Below are 21,695 nucleotides of genomic sequence, written 5' to 3' on the forward strand. Positions count from 1 at the left end.
TTACCAGCCATCATCCACAGGAGGGGGAGACCCCCAATCCTCCTTCGGCGGCGGTGACGGGGCCGGGATGGGATTAGCGGGGATATCCTTCGGCTGCCAGAGGGGTTCCTTCGGCGGGGAGGGGGCGTTATTATGTTGCAGTTGCAAGGGTTCGACAACTCGGGCTACGGCATCTTTAATAAAAGCCTTGACAAATTCTTCTTTCTGTGTGAGCTCAAACTGCCGCTGAACGACTTCCGTAATGCCTCCATCTCCCCAATCTCCATCTTGGCGGAAATACTCAATAAAACTTTTACCTGCAATACGAGTCAGATAGGCGGCACTCACCCCCTGAATGGCTTTGCCAATGACTAAAGTGCCGACATTAAATTGCAACCCCGTCGCTACGAGTTGCACCACCCCTTTGACGATTCCTAAACTGGCGAGGGTTTTGCCCAGAGACAGGGCTAATTCTCGTCCCCGTTCTAAGTTCAACTCACAGCCATAGACTTTGCCCAACTCCACCACCATTTGCGCATTCACGGCGGCGGTGGCTAATAAATCGACCCCAGGAAGGGGCGTAATGGCGATCGCACCCGCGCCAATCCATTGATAGCGATCAACAATCTTCATGGCTTGACGGCGTCGTTGTCCATCCAACAGACGGCGGGCCTCATCCCCCAACCGTTGCGATTGCAGCAAGATATTGTCCGCCAGCAAATCTTCCCCCTCAGCCCGTAACACCGCCACAATTCGCCGAATCAAGGGCATAATCTCAGGATCAGGGGTGAAGGCTTCCCCAGTCACAAGACGCACCACCGGAGGATTGGCGGAAATGGCTACAATATCACTGGGGGGAACAATTCCCCGTAATCGGGCCCGCAGTCGGGCTAAAATCACCTCGCGATCTCCCTCAGCATATAAATCCGCCTTATTGAAGGCCACAATTGAACGCTTGCCAATCTCCGCGAGGACTTGCAAGGGTTCATATTCCGACTGGCGGAGGTCATTGTCCACCACAAATAACAACAAATCTGCTTCCGTGGCCCATTGGCGGGCCACTTCCCCCCGTTCATTGCCCTCGATGCCCGATTCCAAGATTCCGGGAGTATCGGTAATCAGAATCTCTCGTTCCAATCCCGGCAAATTGAGAGTATAGGTTTCTCCCACCGTCGTCGTTCCCATCGGCGCACTGACTCGCCCCACGACCCGACCTAAAATAGCATTGACCACCGAGGATTTCCCCGCTGACCCGGTTCCGAAGACCACCACCTGTAAGTTACCCTGGGAGAGATTGGACTCAATGGCCTGCGATCGCGCCCTCAAGGCCTGTCGCGCCACTTCATCCTGGATTTGGTCAACCTGCGATCGCACCGCCTTGAGATTCACCGACGCCGCATCACTCTTATTGTCAGGAATCCTCACCGGCGGACGAACCGAGCGACTCCCCGACGCAGACGGCATCCACAACAGCCGCAAATAGTACACCAGTCCCCCAATCAACACCGCTAACAGAACAATCAGCAGCAGCAACAAGAGATTGGCTAAAAACGGACTAGCAGACCACGCGATTTGACCATACAGCCAATTTAACGACGTGATCAACCAAATGGTCATTGCCAAAATGACAATGACCCCAACAATGAGAGTCAGTAGACGAGACAGGGGCATAGAACACCAGGAACTTTCCCTAGTTTACCCTTTCTAGTTATCGGGCCCTTGTCCTGATCTCCTCACGAAACAATCGCCAGGATAAACTAGAGTGGGATTGAAACCCAGCCGGGTAGGGGTCTACCCATTCTCTCTTATCTCCTCTTGCTCTTAAACCTATCCTATGTTTTTCCGGCGCTCCGTTCGTTTTCTCAAAACCCATTGGTTTGATGTCCTCCGCGATACCTGCGCCGGCGTAGGCCGCCAACGGTTAGTCGGACTCTCCTCGGAAGTGGCGTTTAATGCCATGTTGGCCATGTTCCCGGCGATTATGGCCGCCCTGGCAATTTTGGGCCAAGTTCTCCCCGAACGAGCAGTTCTGGATTTAATTACTGAAAATCTGAAAATGCTTCCCCCGGAGGAAGTTCAGAATATTCTGGATGGCTTCATCGGCCAACTGGAACTTCCCAAAGGGGATGGCCTGTTTTCCCTGAGTTTTGCGGCGGCTTTATGGATTGCCTCGGCGGCCCTGAGTTCAATTATGAACGCCCTCGATCGCATCTACCGGGTTCCCAAAAACAAAACTCGTCCCTTTTGGAAGGCTAAACTGGTTTCCCTCGCCCTTACCATCGGTTCAATGCTGATGTTAGCGGTTGCGTCAATTCTGATTATTATCAGTGACCTGATTGTTAAATTCCTGGTGGGCCAGGTTGGGGAGTATGAATCAGAACTCATGTCCGCCTGGTATCAACTTACCTTTCCCTTGGCCTTAATCCTAGTGGCCTTCGCCTTCGCCTTTATCTATCGCCATGGCCCCAGTATCTGGAAACGGGGAACCCCAGTCATCCCTGGGGCCATTGCCGCCACCGTCCTCTGGGCCGCGGTCTCTAATCTGTTTCGTCTCTACGTAGCCTCTTTTGGCAGCTATAACCTCTATTATGGGGCAGTCGGGGCGGCGATCGTTCTGTTACTCTGGCTCAAATTGAGTGCGTTGGCGATTTTGCTTGGCGCACAGTTGAATATGTCCATTGGCCGCTTCCGTCGTCGCAATTATCGCCGCTATCGCCGTTCTCTGAACTCCCCCCAGAACTCCCCTCAACCTTTGGACTCGTCCCACTGAGAATAGGGATAATTTACAAGGTTGGCGTTGTAATACCGAGGATCGTCTGAGACTTCCATTCCTAACCAGGGGGGAGGGGTAAACGCCTGTTCCTCCGCTTCAAGTTCCACTTCCGCCACGATTAACCCCTGATTCTCCCCAAAAAACTCATCAATTTCCCAGGTAAGTCCCTCATACATCACCTGATACCGCCGTTTCTCAATGATAGGTGTTTCGCAGAGGTTGTCTAGCATCTCCTGGGCCTCCCCGAGGGGAATCGAATACTCATACTCTAGTCGGGATACCCCAACGGTTGCTCCTTTCAGGGTAAGCCAGGCCCGATCGCCCCCAAGACGAACCCGAATCGCTAAATCCGGTTGGCGGGTGAGATAGCCTTGGCGGTAGAGAAGTCCCGGATTGGGCGATCGCCAGGAGTCATCCTTGACTAAAAACTTACGTTCAATTTCTTGGGCCATGGGCGTTTTGCTGGTCTCCATTGCGAGAGTACGGCACAATCTTAAAGCAGAAGGTTGAGATCTTGTTATGGTAACCGGTCACACGAAACTACTCGGGATTATCGGCAATCCCGTCGAGCATTCCCTCTCCCCAGCCATGCAGAACGCGGCGTTAACGGAGATGGAGTTAGATTTTATTTATTTGCCCTTTCCCGTGGCGTCACAGGGCATTGAGGCGGCGCTATTGGGCTTTGAGGCTATTGGGGTGGTAGGCTTTAATGTGACGATTCCCCATAAGCAGGCTATTGTCCCCTATCTAGCGCAACAAACGGAGGTGGCCCAGGCGGTGGGTGCGGTGAATACAGTCCTCTATCGCGATGGCGGCTGGTGGGGAACCAATACCGATGTGGCGGGGTTTATCGCACCGTTGCGGGAGATTTCCAACTGGGGCGATCGCACCGCTGTTATCTTAGGTAATGGTGGCGCAGCCCGAGCGGTGGTCGCAGGACTGACGCAACTCGGCTGTGGGGCCATTCGGGTTGTCGGACGCGATGAGCAAAACCTGACTCGCTTTGCCGAGAGTTGGCAGGCTTCGAGTCTTGGAGTCCAGCTAACCCCCCATCTTTGGGAGAGTTTACCAGAATTACTGCCTCAAACCCATCTGCTGGTCAATACCACCCCAGTCGGGATGGGAGTCGATGGCGATCGCAGTCCCCTCTCCGCCGCTGATGTCGCTCAGCTCGGTCGTGATAGCATTGTCTATGACCTCATTTATACCCCCCGTCCCACGAAGCTCTTACAACTGGCTCAGGAAAGAGGGTTACGGGCGATCGATGGCACAGAAATGCTCGTCCAACAGGGTGCAGCGGCCTTAAGCCTATGGACAGAACCCTTCACCTCGAAACCGGTTCCCGTCAACATCATGCGAGATACCTTATTAAGTCATCTTTCCTGACTCCATCGTAGCGCACCCTTGTGGTCGCCCTCTTGCTCTTCTCTCTGTGTCCTCTGTGCCTCTGTGGTTCCCCTCTTCCCCCCTCTCCAAAATACCCCATTTCAACCCTTCTTAAAACAGAGTTTCCAAGCCAAAACACTCATCAATCCCCCTAGGAGTAAACTCCCGATAATCGTAGTCACGTGAAACTCTAGGCGATCGCGATTGGGGGGCGGTTCAGCCACCACCGCACTGGTCGCCACCCCGACACTGGCGAGGGTGAGGGTTGTATTCAGACGGCGATCGCTGCGAGTTTGTTCAAGGAGTATTTATGCAACAAGTCCCAGACTTTTAAGGTATTAGAAAATTGTATAAAAAATCAAAAAGCTAGACATAGGAGCAATCCTTGGTGGTCGCCATTACTTGATGATTGGGTGATCGCGTTCACAGTTTCCCAGGAATCGTTGAGTTATGAAACAAGTAAAGTTATGAATCACTTACAACAATACGAGCTAATACCTTCAATAACCAAGACTTTTAAGAGCATTGTTGGTAAATTTCTGACCAGCCAGTTTAGCTTGATAGGGAGTATCATATCCCTTGTAGTCGCTTCGACATGAATTGAAATAATCTCGAATGTCATCTCCGTTCCAGCACCTCCGTATGTAGAAATTCCATCTTCCATTAGATTTTTTTTCTATGCTTACATTAGAATCAATATCATCCAATATTGTGATGGTAGCGTCTAGCTTGTTCACCATGGATCGATCGGGATGGGCTATCTTAGGTCCATGAACTGGCCACCCTAATTCAGAGTATGTACTTGAATAAATTGTCCACATTCTCCAAGTCGAACCATCACGATCTTTCCATTTTGGATTACATCCATCAGCCGTAAAATCATCGGTTGGATCATTTCGGTAACTTTCCTCTACATTAAAGTCCCAATATCCCCCATCAGCACCATAATTATTTAAGACAAAGGTTTTGAGTTGAGAGGTATGTTTTTGGATTTTTTGCCTCCGATTCTGTTCCTCCAACTCTTTCTTTTGTTTTCTTTGCCGAATCGTGTGTTGATGCAATTGGTGTTTTAAATAGTAATATGTAACAACAACTAAAATAAGAAAAATCAAGAATTCCACTGTTTTACTCCTCCACTATTTAATATAAACCCCTTATATAAAAATAAATATTTTTTTATTATATAGAGGCATATAGCGTTTTTAGTATCCATGGTGTACAGCTCAATTCATGTAGGGAAAGACTGGTGAGCGTTGCGGTTATAACTCACTAGACCAGGAGAGGCTATATTCAGTAGCCAGTTCCTCAATGAGTTCTCTCATAGCTCTTACCATTGGCATTCCAGTAAGAATTTCAATCCAATACCATTGGCCATTGGGATTTAACTCAATAAAGTAGAGTGTATCATCATCATCTTGAATCACATCAAATGCCCCAAAATTCAACCCTAGTTCATCTAACATCTTAAACAACTTATCAATATAAACATCGGGCAAGTTGTCAGGAACATGAATAAGTTTTTCCGGTTCAGTCGTACGCCAATCTAAGTTAACATCCACATCATTTATATGCTTAGAGTCAATTCGACAGACAAAATGTTTTTTGCCAATCAAAGTCACACGATACTCTGCTTTTTTAGCAATACGCTTTTGCAAGAAAACCGGTGCTAATCGAATACTGTCTTTAAACTCTTCGATAGTGTCTAGATCTATTGGGCGAGTATAGCAACCATACTGTGTACCATCATGCAAAAAACCAGAATAACGCATCGGTTTAATAATACAAGTTCCCTGGCGATTCAAAAAATCATAAATTGCTTCATAGGAATTCGTGACCAAAGTCGGTGGAATCGTAATTCCCAATTTTTGAGCGATAGGGATTTGATTAATGCGATGGGAGGGAAATCTAATTTTGTAGTAGTGATTCACCCATTTTGCTTTTGGATAAATACCAGAAAGGGAATACATTAAAGATTCTGTTTCTTGTCGGCAGTATTTAATAGCCCACTCATCGTGAACTTCCGGAAATACAGCATACTCATCTGGCTTTCGCCACCAGATAACACCAATTTCTTCAGCTTCTTTCAAAGATTCTTCAAGACAAAGAAAAGTATTGTAATTATTGCCAGAAGCTTCCCACTCATGAAAGTATTTACCGGTTTTGATGAAGCTTTCTGAATTTAATCGAATTGGATTTATCCGTGTTTTTTGTAGGTCTTTAATAACAACATCGGCATGAGTGTCCGATTCTGATGTGACAATTAACAAGTTAGTCATAATTAAAACACAAAAAGCTAAACAATGACTTCAAGACCTGATTTCTAAAAAACAGGTCTTGAAGGGATATCACTAAAATTCAGAAACCTGGCTTGGTAAACTGAGTTCTAATCATCCTCTTGTTGGTCGTCATCATTAGGACCCCACGCGTTGAAAGTTGAAGAAGCACGAGTACACCATGAGCCACTCATACCCGTAACATTTGAGGTTTGACTCTTTGGATCATACTTGAAGTCTTTTTCAGTAATCTCAATTTTTGGCACAATACTTAGGTGCATCATCAAGGGATGAGCTTTTTTATCCAAGGTCAGGTCAGTTGTCATCATAAACTAAAGTGACTTGCGAGATTGTTTTAAATTGTACTGATGGGTAGTATATTCTAAGGATTTTATGGTGTACAGTCGAATAAAGTCGGATAAAGTCATTTATTTCAAAAAATACCAAACTTGTAAAAATCTGTTATATTCAAAGACGAACAAAGTCGGATATCAGCGGCTTGAGCCGTTAACCCATTAAATCATGAGGTGATCTTAATGAATATTCAGGAAGCACTACTATTCGCCGATGACGTTGTCTACCGCAAGACAGGACAGCATTTAGATGATATGCAGCTTGGAGTGGTGGAGGGAGTGTTACAGCGTCAAAAGTACAGTGAGATCGCCAAAGACTTAAAGTGTACAGAAGGGTACGTCAAGGACATAGGCTATGAACTCTGGCAACTATTTTCAGATTTTTTTGGAGAAGATGTGAATAAATCGAACTTAAAATCAACCCTTCTACGTCATAGTGCTGTTGACAGCTTCAATTTAAATGTCTTCGGCGACTTTGAGAAGGGTACTGTTATTAGCTCGTTTAATTTTTGTAAACATCAAGAAGAATCCCAAGAATTTTTAAGGGGAAAACAGCAGGCTAAAGTTGAAGCCATTACCAGATTACGAGAGATTGGCTTAAGTGATGAGCAAATTGCGCAATGTTTGGATATTACCCTAGACGCTGTTCAGAACATATCCTAACTCCAGCATCCCCCGAACCAACCAAGCCTCCCCCGCCGTCTCCCCCCACTCCCTCCTCGTATCATGCCCCCCTCCTCGGGAGCCAGAAGCGATGGTTGGATTGCCTATGCGAGGGGTTCCCTCCCAACGCCGCGCAAACCCCATTCGCCCACCTCCCCCACACCTCCACTGTACCCCAGACCCCGCCCCAATTTCCCCCCAAATTTCCTGCCCCAATCCCTTGACATTCATAAACCGTTAGCCTACAATAAAAATATAAGAACAAGTCATTCCATTTAGGTAAAAGCACCAAATTTTTTGCCTAGGTCGGTCAAGGCTTCGCCGCCCCGGTGCGGGCGGCGCAAAGCCAAACATCTAAGCTGCGCAATTTTTTCCAAGTTGTACATTATAGATTAACGTACAGAAATACAGCCCAACCGTCCCCAACAGCGATAAACTAGACTCTAGCCACCACGCCCAGTCGAGTCTAGCAACAGGCCATTGACGAACTCGGACAACTCTCCCCAGACAATCCCTTTCGTCGCAACGCCCTAATGCTGCTCAATCGCCTCAAAGCCGACCTAGAAACCAACAACAGCCCTAATCCAGAGGATAGAGAGTTAATAAGGACTTCAACAGGGGCGGGAACAAGAACGACAAGAGGCGATCGCCAGCCTACTTCAAGCCCGTTTTGGCCCCCTAGACAACGAACTCAGCCAACTCCTAGACCTCCTCATCCAGCGTCCCTCCAGCGAAATTATGCCCCTACTCCTACAACTCTCCCGACAGGAGTTAATCGATCGCTTTCAAACCGAGTGAACCGATAAAGACCCCCACCTTCTCCAAGAAAGTGGGGGTCGTCACGCGGGCAAACGTTAGACAAGTCTAAACCCGGTTGAAAATCAAACGAGACCTAACCGATCGCATCCATAACCGCGAACATCGGCAGATACATCGACAACAGAATCGATCCCACCATGCCCCCGATGACTACAATCATCAGGGGTTCCATCATTGAGGTCAGACCCTTAATCGCCTGTTCCACTTCATCCTCGTAAAACTCACCCACTTTCATGAGCATCTTATCGAGTTCCCCGGTTTCTTCCCCAATAGACATCATCTGAACCGCCAAGGCAGGCATGACACCCCGTTCTCGGAAGGCTTCACTAATACTTCCCCCCTCAGAAATTTGGGTCTTAGCGTAGTCAATCGCCTCAGCAATCACCTCATTCCCTGCCGTATCCCGGACAATCTCCATTGCGTTCAAAATTGGCACCCCTGAACGGGTTAACGTACCGAACACATTACAGAAACTTGCCACCGCCGACTTTTCAATAATTTCACCAAAAATCGGAGCTTTCAACATTAAGCCATCAATTTGAAAGCGGCCAACGGGAGTTTTGTAGTATTGCTTAATCGCAAAGACAATCCCGATAATAATGGCAACAAAAACAACAACGTTATAGTTTCTCAACTCCACCCAACTGTCCGCCTCTGGATCATCAGTCGGTAGAAACGGCCCCCGCAAGAAGAAACTAACGTTCATCATGATTTGTGTGAACATCGGGAGTTCTGCATCCAACTGGTCAAAAATCCCCGTAAAGGTAGGGAGTAGAAAAATCGTCATCCCCAAGAAGATGATAATGGCAATGCCACCCACCGTTTTCGGATAAGACATCGCCGATTTCAACTCGTTTTGAATTTTGGCGCTCTTTTCTAGGAGAATCGCCAAACGATTAAGAACTTCATCGAGAACCCCCCCAACTTCCCCAGCCGCCACCATACTGACATAGAGTTTATCGAAACAATTGGGATGCTTCCGCATGGCTTCGGCAAGAGAGCCACCCTCCTCCACCTCAAGGCTGATGGCGCGTAAGGCTCGCTTCAACTTGATATTGCCACATTGCTCTGTTAGCACTGACAAGCAGCGCAACATCCCCACCCCTGCATTAAACATGGCGGCAAACTGTCGAGAAAATACAGCTTTGTCTTTAACAGTTACACTGCTAATAGCAGCTGAAATACTTTCTTCTAAATTGCTGAGATCAAAGCCTTTTGACTCAGCCTTAGCTACATTTGTCATGGTTTTAATTCCAATACTGGCATTGACTTAAGACAACCCTGAATCTGAATCGCGTCTCCGGCTCAATCGGAGTACATCTTGAGAGTTCCCTACAGAGGGTTAAAACTCATCAGATGTACTCCCAATCAACTAAGTCCCTAACGGGCTTTTGCTCTCACCTTCCCTTGAGTGGGGGCCCCACCGGCCTTAACACGAGGATCAATCAAACGATCCATCTCATCAATTTTCGAGGTTTTTCCGATCGCATCCTCGTAGGTCACTTTCCCTTCGTTCACCAAACGAGCGAGGGACATTTCCATGGTTTGCATTCCCATCTTGCTCCCCATTTGAATAGACGAGTAGATCTGGCTGGTTTTCCCTTCTCGAATCAAGTTCGAAATAGCTGGACTGTTGACCATGATTTCATGGGCAGCACAACGTCCACCCCCTACCTTTTTGAGCAGGTTTTGAGAGCAAACTCCAACCAATGCCGTCCCCAACTGGGCACGAATCTGGGGCTGTTGAATCGGCGGAAACACATCCAACATCCGGTCAACGGTAGAAGCGGCTGAGTTGGTGTGCAAGGTTCCGAAGACCAAGTGACCCGTTTCTGCCGCTGAAATTGCCAGAGAAATGGTTTCTAAATCTCGCATTTCTCCCACCAGAATAATGTCTGGATCTTCCCGCAATGCCGCTTTCAAAGCATTAGCAAAACTTTTTGTGTCCTCCCCTTTCTGACGCTGGTGAAACAGGCTCTTAATGTTAGGAAATACATACTCAATTGGGTCTTCCACCGTCAGAATATGCTCCGATCGCGTCCGATTAATCAAATCAATAATCGCCGCCAGTGTCGTCGTTTTCCCCGACCCTGTTTGTCCCGTCACCAAGACCATGCCCCGAGGCCGCATCGACAGTTCCCGCAAAATCTCAGGAACCCCTAACTTCTCGAAATTAGGAATTTCCGAGGCCAGGGCCCGCAAACAAGCCGCAAAACAGCCCCGTTCCCGATAAACATTCACCCGGAAGCGAGAGAGTCCCTTGACCCCATAGGCACAGTCAAGTTCCCAGTTTTGCTCAAGATCCTTCCGTTGGTTGTTGTTGAGCATACTAAAGATGAGCCGTTGGCATTCATCCGGGGCCAACGACTCCCCAAACTGTGGCTGTGGCGTCAGCTTCCCACTAATGCGGAAAAAGATTGGCGCCCCGGCCTGGATGTGCATATCAGAGCCACCTTGTTCAACCAAGGACTCCATCACATCTTCAATCATGTATTCCATAGTAATTCCTTTGCTCCTTTAACGGCGTACAGTTGCCAGTTTAATCCTGGAAACGGGGGGTCATACAGTAGGGACAATCCATCCACTCAGGATCTAATCCGGCCCCACAGTTGCTACAGGTCAGCGAACTCTTGCGTTTGGCTTTGAGTTCCGCTTCCAACCCTGAGTCTGTAAAGGTGACACGATCAACTTCCTCAAAGGTCGTATTTCCCTGTTTCACCAAATTGAGACTGTAAGCCAGCAGAGTGGTCATGCCCTGTTCGACGGCTTTCTCCTTAATCCGTTCCGTGGGCGCGTTTTCGTTAATTAGCAGTGCCAGTTCTTCTGTGGTTTGTAAGAACTCATAGACCCCAACACGTCCTTTATAACCAACCCCACTACATTTGGGACATAGCTCGCCGCGCTCTTGCAACTCTTGGCGCTCAGTCGAGGGGATGGTGTTGGCCTTATAGAAGGTGGCCTCCACATCGCTCGACGCCGTCATCCCATAGCGGGCCAACTCCTCGCGATCGGGGGTATAGGGAATCCGACATTCCGAACAAACCCGCCGCATCAGACGTTGAGCCAACACCCCCAACAGGGACCCAGAAATCATGAACGGTTCAACCCCCATCTCATCCAAACGGGCGATCGCCCCGGCGGCATCATTGGTATGTAGGGTGGTCAAGACCAAGTGACCCGTCAACGCCGCCTCAATCGCTGTTTTTGCCGTTTCCTTATCTCGGGTCTCACCCACCAGAATAATATCCGGGTCTTGCCGTAGAAATGCCCGTAGGATATTGGCAAAGGTCAAGTTTTTCTCACGAATCACCTGACATTGACTAATCCCATCCAGGGCATACTCAATGGGGTCCTCCGCCGTGCTGATATTGACTCCGGGATCATTGCGTTCAGCTAAAATCGAATAAAGTGTCGTGGATTTACCAGACCCCGTTGGCCCCGTCACCAAAATCAAACCAAAGGGACGACTAGCTACCTCCCGCACTTTTTCCAAGGTTTCGGGATCGGAAATCAGCTTATCCAACCCGAGCTGCGTTGAGGAGTTATCCAGAATCCGCAACACGATTTTCTCGCCATAGCGAGTCGGCAGGGCGTTAACACGGAAGTCCACCGCCCGTCCTTGGAACATACGCCTGATCCGACCATCCTGAGCCTGACGGCGTTCGGCGATGTCCATATCGGAAATAATCTTGAAGCGAGACGTAATCGCCGGGATAATTAACTTCGGCAAACGAGGGAATGGTTCATGCAGCACCCCATCCTTGCGCATCCGAATCCGTAGGAACTCCTCTTGGGGTTCAACGTGAATATCTGATACATCATCCGTGAGGGCTTTACGAAGAATCTTGTTGACCAGGGCGATGACGCTTTTATCTTCAGCATCAGCCTCTTCTTCCAAGTCTGCTGCTTCTGGGGGGGCTTCTTCGAGGTCATCATCATCCCCGGTCAGTTCAGCAAAATCTTCAACGGTAATGGCATTCTTTTCAGCTTGTTCCCGTTTTTGGCTTTCGGCTTCCTTCTTCACCTGTTCATCCAGGTACACCGAAATCAGGGATTGATAGTCATCCGGAGTAATGGCTTGCCGTTGCAGGCTGTAGTTTTTAGCCCGTAGAATCCGTTTGAGGTCGTCCTGAGCCTCTAGGTTATCCGGGTCGACCATGGCGACGACCACAGCACTTTCCTTGAGTTCTAGTGGCACAAACCGATAGCGACGACAACTATCAACCGAGACAAATTCCAACAGTTTATTGATCTGCCCCGGTGGCAACTCCGTAACTTCGGGATCAAAGGCTTCCACCCCATAAAGAATCTTTAACTCAAACAATTGTTGCTTTTTGTACTGGCGGATCAACTCCGGGGGTAGTTGTTTGCCAGTAATGCTTTCAATTGCCTCAATCAAGGGACGACCGGACAGGCGGCTCTCTTCTTGGGCCTGACTCATCTGATCGGGGCTGACGTGACCCGCTTGAACGAGTTTGTTTCCAAAAGGAGAAAAGTTCGTTTGAACCACCAAGGCACGCCGAGCTTTGGGGGCACTGGAGGAGAAGTTAGTCATGGCGTATTACACGAGCAGGTGAGAAAAATCGGCAGTTGCGTCGTCGGGACAGTGGCGAGGGCAACAGGGCGCGAAGGCAACCACTTTGATCAGTGTAGCTCACCTGGCGCGGTGCAGTAGGGTCCTTCAGTACGGGGAGTGGGGCGAACTGGCGGGGCGATCGCTGTTTTGGAGGAACCTCTGGCCGTTCACAACAGAGAACGTTAAAATGGCCTAGGATCTCAAATGAGGCGTTAATCTCAACCTGAGTGCTGTCCTTAGGAGCGGCCAATTTTTCTGAAAATGGCTCCTAAGACCTAAGCATTGTGGTGTATCGTGTGATTTGCGAGCGCCCTCGACCCGGAGCGCCTGTACTAAGAAACTTGTAAGGGGAAAGTCAGACATGGACGAAGACAAGCAGTTCGAACAGGAGACCACCAAAACCACCGTAGACACTGAAGAAGCCCCTGTAGATAGCACTGCTGATACCGTTCCTGAAGCCGTGACCGTTGAGGACGCTCCGGTTGAGGAGTCGACGGTGTCTGAGGCTGAATCTACAGAGGATGAGGAGATTGATCCGACGGTGATTGAAGCAGAAGCCGCCGCGGCCGCTGCTCAAGCCACGGACTCCCCTGAGGCAGCGATCGCCATGTTGAAGGCCACCGCTGAAGCCGCCCAGTCTCAACTCGAAGACCTAAACCTGCAATATGCTCGTTTAGCGGCCGACTTTGATAACTACCGCAAACGAACCCACAAAGAAAAGGCAGACCTCGAAGAGCAAGCCAAATGTAACACCCTGAAAGAACTTCTGCCGGTGGTGGATAACTTCGAGCGGGCGCGGACTCAGATTAAACCGCAAACCGACGGAGAAACCAACATCCATAAGAGTTATCAAAGTGTCTATAAGCAGATGGTGGATTGCCTGAAACGCCTTGGGGTCGCTCCCATGCGTCCAGAGGGGGAAGAATTTGATCCAAATCTGCATGACGCGGTGATGCGTGAGGCCACCGATGCCTATCCCGATGGAACCGTTACCGAAGAATTGATGCGAGGCTATACCCTCGGGGAGCGGGTCTTACGTCATGCCATGGTTAAGGTGGCAACGGCCGCAGAACCCGTGGTAAGCTCAGGAGAATCGGACACCGAGGCTTCTGACTCGTAACCGAGTGCAACGCAACAGAAGTCTAACCCTGGCGCCGACTGGCTTAGGACGCGCTAGGGTGTTCACGTCACATCCCGAATATGGGTTATGGGAAAAGTTATTGGTATTGACCTCGGGACCACTAATAGTTGTGTTGCTGTCTTAGAAGGCGGTAAACCCGTCGTCATTCCTAATTCGGAAGGCGGACGCACAACCCCGAGCATGGTTGGGTTTACGAAATCAGGCGATCGCCTCATTGGCCAACTGGCAAAACGCCAGGCGGTTACCAATGCGGAAAACACCATTTACAGCATTAAACGCTTTATTGGCCGTCGTTGGGAAGACACCGAGATGGAACGTTCTCGGGTTCCCTACAACTGCATCCCTGGGCGTGATAACACCGTGGATGTCAAGATTCGCGATCGCAATCATACGCCCCAGGAAATCTCGGCCACGATTCTACAAAAACTGAAACAGGATGCCGAGTCCTATCTCGGAGAACCGGTCTATCAAGCGGTGATTACGGTTCCAGCTTACTTCACCGACGGACAACGGCAAGCCACCAAAGATGCCGGGACGATCGCCGGACTCGAAGTGCTGCGGATTATCAATGAACCCACCGCCGCCGCTTTAGCCTATGGACTCGATCGCCATGATGAAGAACTTACTATTTTGGTGTTTGACCTTGGAGGGGGAACCTTCGATGTCTCGATTCTACAATTAGGCGATGGCATTTTTGAGGTGAAGGCCACGGCCGGGAACAATCACCTCGGGGGCGATGACTTCGACAGTGAGATTGTCTCTTGGCTAGTGGACAACTTCCGAGAGTCAGAAGGCATTGACCTCTCTACCGATAAAATGGCCATGCAGCGGCTGCGGGAAGCCGCCGAAAAGGCCAAGATAGAACTCTCCTCCACGACAGACAGCCATATCAACCTACCATTCATCACGGCCGATGAAACCGGCCCCAAACATATTGATGTGCGCCTCAGCCGCAGTGAGTTTGAAGAACTGGTTAAGCCCCTGGTTGACAGCACAATTGAGCCAGTGAGTCAAGCCCTCGAAGACGCTAATATGACCACCGAGGAGATTGACCGTCTAATTCTCATTGGTGGCTCCACCCGAACCCCAGCGGTGCAGCGCGCCATCAGTGACTTCTTCGCAGGCAAGCAACCGGATTACTCCGTTAACCCCGATGAAGCCGTCGCCACCGGGGCAGCCATTCAAGCTGGCGTCCTGGGGGGAGAAGTTCAAGATGTCTTACTCCTCGATGTCACCCCCTTATCCTTGGGGATTGAAACTTTAGGGGAAGTGTTCACAAAAATTATTGAGCGCAATACAACTCTGCCCACCAGCAAATCGCAGATGTTCTCAACCGCCACCGATGGACAGACCTCCGTAGAAGTCCATGCCCTGCAAGGGGAACGGGCCATGGCACGAGACAATAAAAGCCTGGGCAAATTTATTCTCATGGGCATTCCCCCAGCCCCTCGGGGTATCCCTCAAATTGAGGTGAGCTTTGAGATTGATGCCAATGGCATTCTCAACATCTCCGCCCGAGATAAGGGAACCGGCCGCGCTCAAAGCATTCAAATCACCAACACTGGGGGGCTGAGCGCTGAAGAAATTGAACAGATGCGCCTAGAAGCCGAGCAGTTCTCGGATCAGGATGAATGGCAGCGAAACCTAGCAGAACTGCGAAATCAGGCGGATGCCCTGTTTTACAACTACGAAGATACCCTCAAGCATAACGCCGACCTGATCAGCGATCGCCTCAAACTCGAAGTGACCGAAAAGGCGCATCGACCGCAAGAGGTCCTCGATGAACCCAAGCCCAACGTCGAAGAAATTCGCCAGCGGTTGCATCAGTTCCAACAAACCCTGTTCGCCATTGGCTCCGCCGTCTATCAAGGGGACAGCGGTCAGTTTGAGGACTCTTCTGAAGCCATCAGTGCCCCCCAAGAAGACCCCTCCGACGCCAACAGTCACGCAGAGCCAGCTAGAAGGGACTCAGACCCCAGTCCAACGCCCAGGGGTCTGGATGATTCTCTGGATATCGAAGACTTAGGCGATGGAGATGATGCCGATTTCGATACGGACTTAGCCCGGGAACTAGAAGACTTAGAAGCCTTGTTATCACAAGCATCTCCCCCGCCCCAATCCCCAGCGGCTTCACCGGCTCCCAGCCCATCTCCGACCCCATCGAAATCCGGCAAGCAGAAGCCCCCAACTGGCTCTAAGCCAGCGAAGTCCCCGGCTTCGCAGCCATCGGATAACTCTCCAGCTCCGAGTTCTGCCAGCCCGAATCAGGGAGATAATCCTTTTGACATTTCCCAAACGCCGGCAGAACCGGTTGATGAGGGAGACCCGGATAATCCCTTTTTCTAACGGTTTCTCGTCCGATCCTATCCAAGGGCCCACCTCAGGCTCTTAAGATGAAACCTCTATTGTTCTCTCCTGTCCAACTCTTAGCAACGAGCGCGTTATGGCTGCCGACTACTACGACCTTCTGGGTGTTTCTCGCACCGCAGATAAAGACGAAATCAAACGAGCCTTCCGACGGCTTGCCCGCAAATATCACCCCGACGTCAATAAAGAAGAGGGGGCAGAGGAGCGGTTTAAGGAAATTAACCGCGCCTATGAGGTCCTATCCGACCCTGAAAAACGGGGCCGTTATGATCGCTTTGGGGAAGCCGGCGTCGGTTCTGGGGTTCCCGGTGCTGGATTCTCCGACTTTTCCGATATCCCCGGTGGCTTTGCTGATATCTTTGAAACCTTTTTTGGGGGCTTTAGCAACACCGGCCAAACCCGCCGCCGCAGTGGTCCGACTCGGGGCGATGATTTACGCTTAGACCTGAAACTCGATTTCCGTGAGGCGGTCTTTGGCGGTGAAAAGGAAATCCGCATCAGTCACCTTGAAACCTGTGGCACCTGTGGCGGAACTGGGGCCAAACCGGGAACTCGTCCGAAAACCTGTGGGACTTGTAACGGCTCAGGGCAGGTCCGTCGCGCCACCCGCACCCCCTTTGGCAGCTTTACCCAAGTCTCGGTCTGTCCAACCTGTAATGGCACAGGACAGGTCATTGAAGACCAATGTTCGACCTGTTCCGGGAAGGGACAACTGCAAGTTGCCAAAAAGCTCAAAATTACCATCCCCGCTGGGGTGGATAACGGTACGCGGCTGCGGGTGCAGTCGGAAGGGGATGCCGGGAAACGCAATGGCCCTCCCGGTGATTTGTATGTCTACTTGTTTGTCAACGATGACAGCGAGTTCCAACGGGATGGCATCAATATCCTCTCAGAAATCAAAGTCAGTTATTTGCAAGCCATTCTCGGCTGTAAGATTCCCGTCAATACCGTCGATGGGGAAGTGGAAGTGACCATCCCCGCCGGAACCCAACCGGGCCGAGTCATTACCCTCGAAGAACGGGGAGTGCCCCGCTTGGGGAACCCTGTCAGTCGTGGTGACCATTTATTGACAGTTCATGTGGATATTCCCACCAAGATTAATGCAGAGGAACGGGAACTGTTGGAAAAATTAGCCAAAATTCGCGGTGAACGGGCCGGCAAAGGTGGTGTAGAAGGTTTTTTGGGAGGATTGTTTAAGTGAGTCAACCGATTCATTCGTCTGAGAATGCGGCCTCGGATAGGGCCGGGGTGGATGTTCAGTTGGATTTACGGGGAACCCCCTGTCCTCTGAATTTTGTGCGGACGAAGTTGCAATTACAACGGATGCAAGCCGGACAGGTGTTAGAGGTTTGGCTCGATGGAGGGGAACCCATTGAACAGGTCCCCGACAGTTTGACCATGGCGGGGTATGGGGTTGAGGATATCCGAGACTGTCAGGGCTATTTTGCCTTGCAGGTTCGTTGTCCTCAGTCATGAGTGGCCCCTCTATGGAATCGGAGTTACGGTATCCCCAGGGAACGGTGTTGGCAGTTCAAGCCAACTTCTATCAGGTGCAATTGGACCCTGAGCCACCTCCGCCGACTCCAACCTTACTCTGTACCCGTCGCACTCGCCTGAAAAAGGTGGGGCAACAGGTGATGGTAGGCGATCGCGTGGTGGTTGAGGAACCGGACTGGGAGGGCAATCGCGGTGCTATTGGCGACGTGTTACCCCGCCATACGGAACTCGATCGCCCCCCGGTGGCTAATGCCGATCGCATCTTGTTACTGTTTACCCTAGAAGAACCCAGCCTCGATCCTTGGCAACTCAGTCGCTTTCTCGTTAAGGCGGAGTCCACCCAGTTGAGGGTTGAACTTTGTCTGAATAAATGCGATTTAGTGGCTGAGGAGGAGCAGGAGGCTTGGCGATCGCGACTACAAGCGTGGGGGTACGATCCCCTACTGATGAGCGTTAAAACCGGATGGGGACTTGAGGACTTAGAACAGCGCCTGGAACAGGGCATTACGATTTTAGCCGGTCCCTCTGGGGTCGGAAAATCCAGCACCATCAACCGTCTGATTCCCCAAGCCAATTTACGGGTGGCTAAGGTATCCGGGAAACTGGGACGGGGACGACATACCACCCGCCATGTGGAGTTATTTGAATTAGAACAGGGGGGACTCCTCGCCGATACCCCAGGCTTCAATCAACCCCAACTCACCACTACAGCCAAAGAACTGGCCGACTGTTTTCCAGAGATTCGCCGACGACGCCAGGGGGACGACTGTCATTTCAGCAATTGTAGCCATCGTGATGAACCCGGTTGTCAGATACGAGGCGATTGGGAACGCTATGAGCATTATCTGACCTTCCTAGAGGAGGCGATCGCCCAAGATACAGCTCAGCATCACAGTGGCGAGGAGGAATCGAGCTTTAAAAGCAAAGCTCACGCCGGTGGGGAACGTCGCTATGAACCGAAACTGGCCTCAAAAAAATATCGCCGCCAATCCCGGCGACGACAGCATCAAACCCTACAAGATCTCTGTGAGGAGTTAGACGAGAACGGTTAACAGTGACCCGTTAACCCAATTTAGCGTAGGTAATTGGCTTCAGCTTCGAGTTGCCGTAATAGTTGATCATCTCCATTGGCACGGGCCACACTCATTCGCCGCTCTAGGGACTCCTTGAGGGTTGCGAGGTGGTTGCGGTTGGCTTCGTTGATGGCTTGACGAGTAATGTTGTTCATCGTAAATAGTGCTTTGCAAAAGTTGGGTGTATTAATCCTTACTCCCATTATAGAGATTCCTACTCAAGTTTTCGAGGATATCGTATAAAATGTTACGGAAATTTATAGCTCCGTCCTGCAAGCTCATCAGATCACGGGGTTGTCGTGAGTCAGGGAGATCAATGCTGTGAAACGTTCTGGAATCCTAGCCATCACCGTGGCCCTCACTTTAGGCTTAGGGGGGAGTTGGGCGATCGCAGCCGTGCAAGATAGCCAGCGAACGCGCCAACAATGTCAACAGCTTGTCGATCGAGTCAATCAAGGCTATGCTCAGACCCTGGCCTTTCAAGGAAGTGATGCCACCGCTCTCAATCGTCTGGCGGAGCAACTCAACACCATTGCCCATTCTCTGCGCCAACTGGAGATTGACCGTCCCCCCTTACGTCGGACTCAGCAGCAGTTTGTCCAAGGCTATCGTGACCTGAGCCAAGGCTATCGTGGCATCGTAGCGGCCTTAGAGGCGGCAGATGAAGCCCCCCAGAACGAAACGGGTTTGCAACAAGTCCAACAAGCTCAAATCCAAGTCAAAGAAGCCGGAGCCGCCGCCCATGAAGCGGCCCGTCACATTGACCAACTGGCTCGAGATCTCAACCAACTCTGTCGTGGTAATTAGGGGTTATTAATTGTTAAGGGTTAATTGTCTCGGGTTAACCGTTAATCGTTAATCATGGAAAACTGGAACTGGCTGCGATCGCAACTGACCCCACCTCAAGTTCGCTCCTGGCAAACCCTCATTCTTAGTAGCTTCGTTACCTGGTTTTTGTCTTTCTTAGTTGTTTTATCAGAACCTGATCTTGAGTTTTATAGTTCTCCCCTAACTCGACTCGGATGGGTATTCTTCCTCGTTGGACTGATTTGGTGGCAAAGTATCCAACCCTGGAGACTGGGGCCAATTTCCTTAACCCCGAGTATCATTGCTGCGGTTTTTTGTTCCCTATTTTTGCAAAATTCCCAAGGAGAACTCTCTCAATGGGTCTTTTTAGTCTATCCAGTTTTGACCACCTTAATTGCGGCCTTACCCAACTGTCGTAACAACAACAATCGCCCCAGCGTTCCTTCACCACAACGGCGGCCCTTAATCCTAATCCAACTCCTAATCGCCTTACTCTGTACCTGCTGGCTGCAACTGACCTTTGTGCTACAAGATTGGATTGAGACCTATCCCAACTTAGCCACAGCCGACCTATCCCAAAGTCAGTTTGTGCTGCGGACAGGAACCCCCTTCCAACTACGGGGCTATGATCTGCTGCGTCCGATTGAAGGACAACTAGACCGCTCTTTCCGCCGCCGTTCCTGGTCTGAGATTGAACGAGATTTACTCGATCTGCGTCAAGACCCCGAGAATTTTTGGCGTTCTCTAAACATTGAACCGAGCGATCGCATCGGAACCTTAGAGCGATACCCCCAGGCGCAACTGACGAGTGACGGCGACGAAGGATATTATCTAACCATTACCCTGTACTGGTATCATCCCTGGTTTGAGGAGCAACGAGAGCAACTGAGTTTGCGCTGTCACCTCTACCCCGTCTCAGACCCCGAGGAACGGGCCGGCCCCGGTCCGTCTGACCTAGGGCTGATGACCTGTAATACTGACAGTGAAGAACTGTTTAAACCCATGGGTTATCAGACCCTCTCCGAGGATTCCTAATCGTTGACGTTTCCCTTTAATCCCATTGCTTGTAATGTCATTGCTTGAACTATGATGGATTCCTTAACACAACCTCGACCTAAGTATGCCGCCGTGATGCGCATTTTAGTCACGGCTAAAAATGCCTTCCGGGAAGTGCTGCGGGAGCGAATTTTATACCTAGTTGGTCTTTACGCCCTGCTGCTGATCCTCAATTTGCGGATTTTGCCTCCACTCTCAGCCGGAGCGCATCCGAAAATTTTTCTGGACTTGGCCCTAGGAAGTATGGAAGTGCTAACCCTCTTGGTGGCGGCATTTGTCAGTACCCGCTCTCTGGAGAAGGAAATTCAACAGCGGACGTTGTTGGTGTTAATCTCCAAACCCATTAGCCGAGGGGAACTACTCCTTGGTAAATTTCTAGGACTGTGGGGAGTTCTGCTGGTGTCCCTGGTGATGATGGCGCTGTTAATGATGGGGATTGCTGCCTTAGGGGGCATGTCCCTACCCCTCGGGAGTCTTATCTTGTCGTTGTTGTTCCTGGCACTGAAACTGGCGATTTTGACGGCGGTGGCCTTACTCTTTGGAGCCTTTACTAGCTCCCTCCTCGCAGCCTTTTTTACCCTGGGAATTTACCTGATGGGGAACTTTAGTCAGGACTTATTGCAATTGGGAGATACCCTCGATGGTGAGGGGTTTCAAATTTTGGCAACGATTCTCTACCTAATCTTGCCAGATTTCTCCCGTTTAAATCTCAAAAATGACGCCGTATATGGCATGACAACCCTACCGGATTGGGGAAACTTAATCTTTGATGGTCTCTATGGGGTTGTGTATGCCATTGTGTTACTGGCCCTGGCGATCGCCATCTTCCAACGACGACAACTTTAAGTGTCAGTCAGAGGATAACCCATCATGGATATATAGCAAAAATTGGTCTGAATAGGACAAAAAAACTGGGGAAAAGAAGGCAATAG

At 50.2% G+C, this 21,695-nt stretch carries 21 protein-coding genes; 11 read left to right on the forward strand and 10 right to left on the reverse strand.

Annotated features, from left to right (window positions below; all coding sequences use genetic code 11):
* Positions 1-1,650, reverse strand: coding sequence for a YcjF family protein (locus tag L855_RS01520; RefSeq protein WP_159783484.1), 1,650 nt, complete (start codon positions 1,648-1,650; stop codon positions 1-3).
* A 163-nt stretch (positions 1,651-1,813) separates the two neighbouring features.
* Here L855_RS01520 and L855_RS01525 point away from each other — a divergent pair, with 163 nt between their 5' ends.
* Positions 1,814-2,749 (forward strand): YihY/virulence factor BrkB family protein, encoded by a 936-nt coding sequence (locus tag L855_RS01525; RefSeq protein WP_159783486.1) that lies wholly within the window; start codon positions 1,814-1,816, stop codon positions 2,747-2,749.
* Here the strand turns inward: L855_RS01525 and L855_RS01530 are convergent.
* Complete coding sequence (locus L855_RS01530; protein WP_159783488.1) at positions 2,725-3,204, reverse strand: CYTH domain-containing protein; 480 nt, start codon at positions 3,202-3,204, stop codon at positions 2,725-2,727. The two genes, L855_RS01525 and L855_RS01530, sit on opposite strands and share 25 nt — an antisense overlap.
* Positions 3,205-3,271: 67 nt before the next feature.
* On the opposite strand from L855_RS01530, the gene L855_RS01535 reads away from it, so the two are divergent.
* Positions 3,272-4,138 carry a shikimate dehydrogenase gene (locus tag L855_RS01535; protein ID WP_159783489.1) on the forward strand — a complete coding sequence of 289 codons (867 nt, stop codon included), beginning with the start codon at positions 3,272-3,274 and terminating at the stop codon, positions 4,136-4,138.
* A 101-nt stretch (positions 4,139-4,239) separates the two neighbouring features.
* On the opposite strand, the gene L855_RS01540 is transcribed toward L855_RS01535, so the two are convergent.
* The 4 genes from L855_RS01540 to L855_RS01555 all read right to left on the reverse strand — a co-directional run bounded on the left by L855_RS01540 (position 4,240) and on the right by L855_RS01555 (position 6,740).
* Entirely contained in the window at positions 4,240-4,380 is a 141-nt protein-coding gene (locus L855_RS01540; RefSeq protein ID WP_159783490.1) for a hypothetical protein, read from the reverse strand.
* A gap of 258 nt (positions 4,381-4,638) precedes the next feature.
* Positions 4,639-5,259 (reverse strand): hypothetical protein, encoded by a 621-nt coding sequence (locus L855_RS01545; RefSeq protein WP_159783491.1) that lies wholly within the window; start codon positions 5,257-5,259, stop codon positions 4,639-4,641.
* 138 nt (positions 5,260-5,397) lie between these two features.
* On the reverse strand, positions 5,398-6,414 hold the full coding sequence (locus L855_RS01550; RefSeq protein WP_159783492.1) for an MvdC/MvdD family ATP grasp protein: 1,017 nt from the start codon (positions 6,412-6,414) through the stop codon (positions 5,398-5,400).
* A gap of 107 nt (positions 6,415-6,521) precedes the next feature.
* The gene (locus L855_RS01555; protein ID WP_159783493.1) at positions 6,522-6,740 is read right to left on the reverse strand and encodes a hypothetical protein; all 219 of its coding nucleotides are present in this window, start codon (positions 6,738-6,740) and stop codon (positions 6,522-6,524) included.
* 207 nt (positions 6,741-6,947) lie between these two features.
* Between L855_RS01555 and L855_RS01560 the strand changes: the two genes are divergently transcribed.
* Positions 6,948-7,427 carry a helix-turn-helix domain-containing protein gene (locus L855_RS01560; RefSeq protein ID WP_159783494.1) on the forward strand — a complete coding sequence of 160 codons (480 nt, stop codon included), beginning with the start codon at positions 6,948-6,950 and terminating at the stop codon, positions 7,425-7,427.
* 892 nt (positions 7,428-8,319) lie between these two features.
* On the opposite strand, the gene L855_RS01565 is transcribed toward L855_RS01560, so the two are convergent.
* From L855_RS01565 to L855_RS01575, 3 genes are all read right to left on the reverse strand, one after another.
* Complete coding sequence (locus L855_RS01565) at positions 8,320-9,489, reverse strand: type II secretion system F family protein (protein ID WP_159783495.1); 1,170 nt, start codon at positions 9,487-9,489, stop codon at positions 8,320-8,322.
* Between the two features lie 137 nt (positions 9,490-9,626).
* Entirely contained in the window at positions 9,627-10,745 is a 1,119-nt protein-coding gene (locus L855_RS01570; protein WP_159783496.1) for a type IV pilus twitching motility protein PilT, read from the reverse strand.
* Positions 10,746-10,785: 40 nt separating this feature from the next.
* A complete protein-coding gene (locus L855_RS01575; RefSeq protein ID WP_159783497.1) occupies positions 10,786-12,801 on the reverse strand; it encodes a GspE/PulE family protein in 2,016 nt (671 codons plus the stop codon).
* A 382-nt stretch (positions 12,802-13,183) separates the two neighbouring features.
* Between L855_RS01575 and grpE the strand changes: the two genes are divergently transcribed.
* The 5 genes from grpE (at position 13,184) to rsgA (ending at position 18,879) form a co-directional block, all read left to right on the forward strand.
* A complete protein-coding gene (gene grpE, locus L855_RS01580) occupies positions 13,184-13,942 on the forward strand; it encodes a nucleotide exchange factor GrpE (RefSeq protein ID WP_159783498.1) in 759 nt (252 codons plus the stop codon).
* Between the two features lie 87 nt (positions 13,943-14,029).
* Positions 14,030-16,309, forward strand: coding sequence for a molecular chaperone DnaK (gene dnaK / locus L855_RS01585; RefSeq protein WP_159783499.1), 2,280 nt, complete (start codon positions 14,030-14,032; stop codon positions 16,307-16,309).
* Between the two features lie 97 nt (positions 16,310-16,406).
* Positions 16,407-17,531 (forward strand): molecular chaperone DnaJ, encoded by a 1,125-nt coding sequence (dnaJ, locus tag L855_RS01590; protein WP_159783500.1) that lies wholly within the window; start codon positions 16,407-16,409, stop codon positions 17,529-17,531.
* Positions 17,528-17,806: a sulfurtransferase TusA family protein gene (locus L855_RS01595; protein ID WP_246198676.1), complete on the forward strand. Its 279-nt coding sequence runs from the start codon at positions 17,528-17,530 to the stop codon at positions 17,804-17,806. The genes dnaJ and L855_RS01595 overlap by 4 nt, the downstream gene beginning before the upstream one ends.
* Positions 17,803-18,879: a small ribosomal subunit biogenesis GTPase RsgA gene (gene rsgA, locus L855_RS01600; RefSeq protein WP_159783501.1), complete on the forward strand. Its 1,077-nt coding sequence runs from the start codon at positions 17,803-17,805 to the stop codon at positions 18,877-18,879. Before L855_RS01595 ends, rsgA begins: the two co-directional genes overlap by 4 nt.
* 20 nt (positions 18,880-18,899) lie before the next feature.
* Here the strand turns inward: rsgA and pirA are convergent, their stop codons facing one another.
* The gene (gene pirA / locus L855_RS21075) at positions 18,900-19,055 is read right to left on the reverse strand and encodes an arginine synthesis PII-interacting regulator PirA (RefSeq protein ID WP_192924975.1); all 156 of its coding nucleotides are present in this window, start codon (positions 19,053-19,055) and stop codon (positions 18,900-18,902) included.
* Between the two features lie 166 nt (positions 19,056-19,221).
* On the opposite strand from pirA, the gene L855_RS01605 reads away from it, so the two are divergent.
* The 3 genes from L855_RS01605 to L855_RS01615 are packed head-to-tail and all read left to right on the forward strand — an operon-like array spanning position 19,222 to position 21,609.
* On the forward strand, positions 19,222-19,707 hold the full coding sequence (locus tag L855_RS01605) for a hypothetical protein (RefSeq protein WP_159783502.1): 486 nt from the start codon (positions 19,222-19,224) through the stop codon (positions 19,705-19,707).
* A gap of 54 nt (positions 19,708-19,761) precedes the next feature.
* Positions 19,762-20,742, forward strand: coding sequence for a DUF5357 family protein (locus tag L855_RS01610; protein ID WP_159783503.1), 981 nt, complete (start codon positions 19,762-19,764; stop codon positions 20,740-20,742).
* Between the two features lie 51 nt (positions 20,743-20,793).
* Positions 20,794-21,609: an ABC transporter permease gene (locus L855_RS01615; RefSeq protein WP_246198678.1), complete on the forward strand. Its 816-nt coding sequence runs from the start codon at positions 20,794-20,796 to the stop codon at positions 21,607-21,609.
* The last annotated feature ends 86 nt before the right edge of the window (positions 21,610-21,695 follow it).

Source organism: Sodalinema gerasimenkoae IPPAS B-353, from assembly GCF_009846485.1.
GTDB lineage: Bacteria > Cyanobacteriota > Cyanobacteriia > Cyanobacteriales > Geitlerinemataceae > Sodalinema > Sodalinema gerasimenkoae.

Bases quoted from the DNA above. Each gene is read 5' to 3' on its own strand.
- L855_RS01550 (WP_159783492.1), bottom strand. From the start codon at position 6,414: ATGACTAACTTGTTAATTGTCACATCAGAATCGGACACTCATGCCGAT.
- L855_RS01610 (WP_159783503.1), top strand. From the start codon at position 19,762: ATGGAAAACTGGAACTGGCTGCGATCGCAACTGACCCCACCTCAAGTT.
- L855_RS01520 (WP_159783484.1), bottom strand. From the start codon at position 1,650: ATGCCCCTGTCTCGTCTACTGACTCTCATTGTTGGGGTCATTGTCATT.
- L855_RS01530 (WP_159783488.1), bottom strand. From the start codon at position 3,204: ATGGCCCAAGAAATTGAACGTAAGTTTTTAGTCAAGGATGACTCCTGG.
- dnaK (WP_159783499.1), top strand. From the start codon at position 14,030: ATGGGAAAAGTTATTGGTATTGACCTCGGGACCACTAATAGTTGTGTT.
- L855_RS01615 (WP_246198678.1), top strand. From the start codon at position 20,794: ATGATGGATTCCTTAACACAACCTCGACCTAAGTATGCCGCCGTGATG.
- pirA (WP_192924975.1), bottom strand. From the start codon at position 19,055: ATGAACAACATTACTCGTCAAGCCATCAACGAAGCCAACCGCAACCAC.
- L855_RS01555 (WP_159783493.1), bottom strand. From the start codon at position 6,740: ATGATGACAACTGACCTGACCTTGGATAAAAAAGCTCATCCCTTGATG.
- L855_RS01570 (WP_159783496.1), bottom strand. From the start codon at position 10,745: ATGGAATACATGATTGAAGATGTGATGGAGTCCTTGGTTGAACAAGGT.
- L855_RS01535 (WP_159783489.1), top strand. From the start codon at position 3,272: ATGGTAACCGGTCACACGAAACTACTCGGGATTATCGGCAATCCCGTC.
- L855_RS01560 (WP_159783494.1), top strand. From the start codon at position 6,948: ATGAATATTCAGGAAGCACTACTATTCGCCGATGACGTTGTCTACCGC.
- L855_RS01575 (WP_159783497.1), bottom strand. From the start codon at position 12,801: ATGACTAACTTCTCCTCCAGTGCCCCCAAAGCTCGGCGTGCCTTGGTG.
- L855_RS01565 (WP_159783495.1), bottom strand. From the start codon at position 9,489: ATGACAAATGTAGCTAAGGCTGAGTCAAAAGGCTTTGATCTCAGCAAT.
- grpE (WP_159783498.1), top strand. From the start codon at position 13,184: ATGGACGAAGACAAGCAGTTCGAACAGGAGACCACCAAAACCACCGTA.
- rsgA (WP_159783501.1), top strand. From the start codon at position 17,803: ATGAGTGGCCCCTCTATGGAATCGGAGTTACGGTATCCCCAGGGAACG.
- dnaJ (WP_159783500.1), top strand. From the start codon at position 16,407: ATGGCTGCCGACTACTACGACCTTCTGGGTGTTTCTCGCACCGCAGAT.
- L855_RS01525 (WP_159783486.1), top strand. From the start codon at position 1,814: ATGTTTTTCCGGCGCTCCGTTCGTTTTCTCAAAACCCATTGGTTTGAT.